General features: G+C 62.9%; 3 protein-coding genes. 2 read left to right on the top strand and 1 reads right to left on the bottom strand.

Going from position 1 to position 3,507, the window contains the following annotated elements; genetic code table 11:
- Nucleotides 1-73 precede the first annotated feature (73 nt).
- Nucleotides 74-586, bottom strand: a complete 513-nt coding sequence (locus tag PMI23_RS27460; protein WP_007913563.1) for a dihydrofolate reductase — start codon at nt 584-586, stop codon at nt 74-76.
- Between the two features lie 85 nt (nt 587-671).
- Between PMI23_RS27460 and PMI23_RS27465 the strand changes: the two genes are divergently transcribed.
- Together PMI23_RS27465 and PMI23_RS27470 are read left to right on the top strand one after the other, a co-directional pair.
- Nucleotides 672-2,045 carry a DUF2868 domain-containing protein gene (locus tag PMI23_RS27465; protein ID WP_007913562.1) on the top strand — a complete coding sequence of 458 codons (1,374 nt, stop codon included), beginning with the start codon at nt 672-674 and terminating at the stop codon, nt 2,043-2,045.
- Nucleotides 2,038-3,423 carry a GTPase/DUF3482 domain-containing protein gene (locus PMI23_RS27470; RefSeq protein WP_007913560.1) on the top strand — a complete coding sequence of 462 codons (1,386 nt, stop codon included), beginning with the start codon at nt 2,038-2,040 and terminating at the stop codon, nt 3,421-3,423. The genes PMI23_RS27465 and PMI23_RS27470 overlap by 8 nt, the downstream gene beginning before the upstream one ends.
- The last annotated feature ends 84 nt before the right edge of the window (nt 3,424-3,507 follow it).

Below are 3,507 nucleotides of genomic sequence, written 5' to 3' on the forward strand. Positions count from 1 at the left end.
AAAGATCGCAGCCTTCGGCAGCTCCTACAGGGAACGCGGATACCGTGTAGGAGCTGCCGCAGGCTGCGATCTTTTAAGCTTTTTCCCAGACTTCGAAGTTGTACGCGGGCTTATCTTCAATCGCCGGGTTTTCAACGTTCGACACCAGCTTCCACTGGTGCAAATCAAACTCCGGAAACCACGCATCCCCTTCCGGGCTCAGCGCCACGCGAGTCAGATACAGACGATCCGCCTGCGCCAGCCCTTGCGCGTACAACTGCGCGCCACCAATCAGCATCAGCTCATCGACGCCCTGCTCCTTCGCCCACTCCTCGGCGCGAACCACGGCTGCTTCAAGCGACGGATAGACTTCGGCACCTTCCAGCACCAGACCGGTCTGACGGCTGACCACAATGTTCAAGCGCCCCGGCAACGGCCGACCGAGCGAATCCCAGGTCTTGCGACCCATGATGATCGGCTTGCCCAAGGTCGTGGCCTTGAAGTATTTGAAGTCCCCCGGCAGGTGCCAGGGCATGCTGTTGTCGACGCCGATCACGCGGTTTTCACCGAGGGCTGCGATCAGGCTGAGGGGGAGTGATTTAGTCATGCCGGCGAGGATACCAGAGCCGCGCTTACCCCGATAAGCGCCACAGCGGTTATGCTCTTCAATCAATTAAGCGACGGAAAGCCGCGTGACTGAACTGACTCCACTGCAAAACCTCTGGCTCACCGAGACCGTGCGCCTGCGCGAAGAACACGCAGGCCCATTGGATGATCTGGAAGCCAACCGACTGGCGCGCACGGCCGGCGGCGATCTGCCGAGCCGCATTCAACGCCGGGCGTTATGGCTGGCCGAACGTGACGGGCTGACTTCGGCCCTCAAACACTGGCTGCAAGGTGCGCGCCTGGCGCTGCTGCTGTTGATGATTTTCGCTGTGCTTAGCGGCGCTGGTCTGGCCTTTGCTGCGTTGAGCCAAACGCCGGTCAATGTGTTCTGGGCCTTGGGCAGCCTGCTCGGGCTGAACCTGATTCTGCTACTGAGTTGGTTGCTGGGATTGATCTTTGCCGGCGAGCACGGCGCCACGCTCGGCCGATTGTGGTTATGGCTCAGCGAAAAAATGGCCCGCGACGCCAAAGCCGCGCAACTGGCGCCGGCACTGCTCTTGATGCTGCAACGCAAGAAGCTCAATCGCTGGGCGCTCGGTACGCTGGTCAACGGCTTGTGGCTGCTGGCGATGTTCAGCGCATTGATTCTGCTGCTGACGCTGATGGCGACCCGGCGCTACGGCTTCGTCTGGGAAACCACGATTCTCAGCGCCGACACCTTTATCCACGTCACCCACGCGCTCGGTTATCTGCCATCGCTGCTCGGCTTCAACGTGCCAACGGTGGAGATGATCCGCGCCAGCGGCGACGGCGCGCTCGATATTGAAAGCGCTCGACAGGCCTGGGCAACCTGGCTGGTCGGCGTGTTGGTGGTCTACGGCGTGCTGCCGCGTCTGCTGCTGACGCTGTTGTGTTTCTGGCGCTGGAACAGCGGTAAAACCGCGCTGCGTCTGGACTTGAACCTGCCCGGCTACGCGCAATTGCGTGAACGTCTGATGCCAACCAGCGAACGCCTCGGCGTCAATGATCCGGAGCCTGCGCAACTGCATCGCGTCGAAAGTGGCGTCGGCGAACTCGCCAGCGAAGGTGCGCTGCTGGTCGCCATCGAACTCGACGAACAACGCCCATGGCCGCCTGCAATGCCGAAAAACGTCAGCAACGCCGGCATCCTCGACAGCCGCGAGTCACGGCACAAACTCCTCGAACAATTGAGCCGCTTCCCGCCGGCGCGTCTGGCGATTGCCTGCGATCCACGGCGCTCGCCGGATCGTGGCAGCCTCGCGCTAATCGCCGAGCTGGCGCGCAGCGCTGGCGAAACCCGCGTGTGGCTGCTGCAAGCGCCGCCCGGCGAAGCGCTGGACGCCGAACGTCTCGGCGATTGGCACGTTGCACTGCAACAACTTGAGCTGCCGTTCGCCGATTGCGCGCCGTTGAACTGGCTGGAGACTGGCCATGACTGATGCCTGGAAAGCGCCGCTGAAGCTCGCAGTGGTCGGCCACACCAACGTCGGCAAGACCTCACTGTTACGCACGCTGACCCGCGATGTCGGCTTCGGCGAAGTCTCCCATCGCCCGAGCACCACGCGGCATGTCGAAGGCGCGCGGTTGTCGGTGGACGGCGAGCCGCTGCTCGACCTCTACGACACGCCCGGCCTGGAAGACGCCATCGCCCTGCTGGATTTTCTCGAACGCCTGGAACGTCCCGGCGAACGTCTCGATGGCCCGGCGCGATTGGCGCGGTTTCTCGATGGCAGCGAGGCGCGCCAGCGCTTTGAGCAAGAGGCCAAAGTGCTGCGGCAATTGCTCGCCTCCGACGCCGGTTTGTATGTGATCGACGCCCGCGAGCCGGTGTTGGCCAAGTACCGCGATGAACTGGAAGTGCTCGCCAGTTGTGGCAAGCCGCTGCTGCCGGTGCTGAATTTCGTCAGCAGCGCCAATCATCGCGAGCCGGACTGGCGTGAGGCGTTGGCAAGGCTCGGACTGCACGCACTGGTACGTTTTGACAGCGTTGCGCCGCCCGAGGATGGCGAGCGCCGGTTGTACGAAAGCCTCGCGCTGCTGCTGGAGAATGCCCGGCCGCAACTGGAGCGATTGATTGCCGATCAGCAGGCTCAGCGCCTCGCCCGTCAGCAAAGTGCGGCGCGGTTGATTGCTGAATTGTTGATCGACTGCGCCGCGTGCCGGCGCAGTGTGGTCAGTGAAGCTGCGCAGGAACAGCAAGCCATCAGCGAGCTGCGCAAGGCTGTGCGCCAGCGCGAGCAGAAGTGTGTTGAGGCGTTGCTCAAGCTGTATGCGTTTCGTCCGCAGGACGCGGCTGCAAGTGATTTGCCGTTGCTCGATGGGCGTTGGGGCGATGACTTGTTCAACCCTGAGACCTTGAAGCAACTCGGCGTACGCGTGGGCGGCGGAATTGCTGCCGGGGCGGCGGCAGGAGCTGGTGTGGATTTGCTGGTTGGCGGGATTACCCTTGGTACGGCGGCGTTGGCGGGGGCGATTGCCGGTGGTGCGCTGCAAACGGCGCGCAGTTATGGCAGTCGCTTGCTGGGCAAGATCAAGGGGCAGCGCGAACTGACGGTGGATGACGGTGTGTTGCGGCTGTTGGCGTTGCGCCAGCGGCAGTTGGTGTTGGCGCTGGATCAACGTGGGCATGCGGCGATGGATGCGGTTCAGGTGGCGACTCCGCAGGATAAGACCTGGCGCGAGGGCAAGTTGCCCGAGGCGCTGAACAAGGCACGGGCGCATCCGCAGTGGTCGTCGTTGAATCCGCAGGCGAAGTTGAATCAGGCGGAAAGGCAGGAGCAGATTGAGGCGTTGGTTGCTCGGGTGCTTGAGCTGTAGACGCCGACCCTCACCCCAGCCCTCTCCCAGAGGGAGAGGGAGCTGACCGTGTTGTTCTTCCGTCATACATCGACCTGAGATATC

The sequence above is a fragment of the Pseudomonas sp. GM24 genome, assembly GCF_000282235.1.
Taxonomy (GTDB): Bacteria; Pseudomonadota; Gammaproteobacteria; order Pseudomonadales; family Pseudomonadaceae; genus Aquipseudomonas.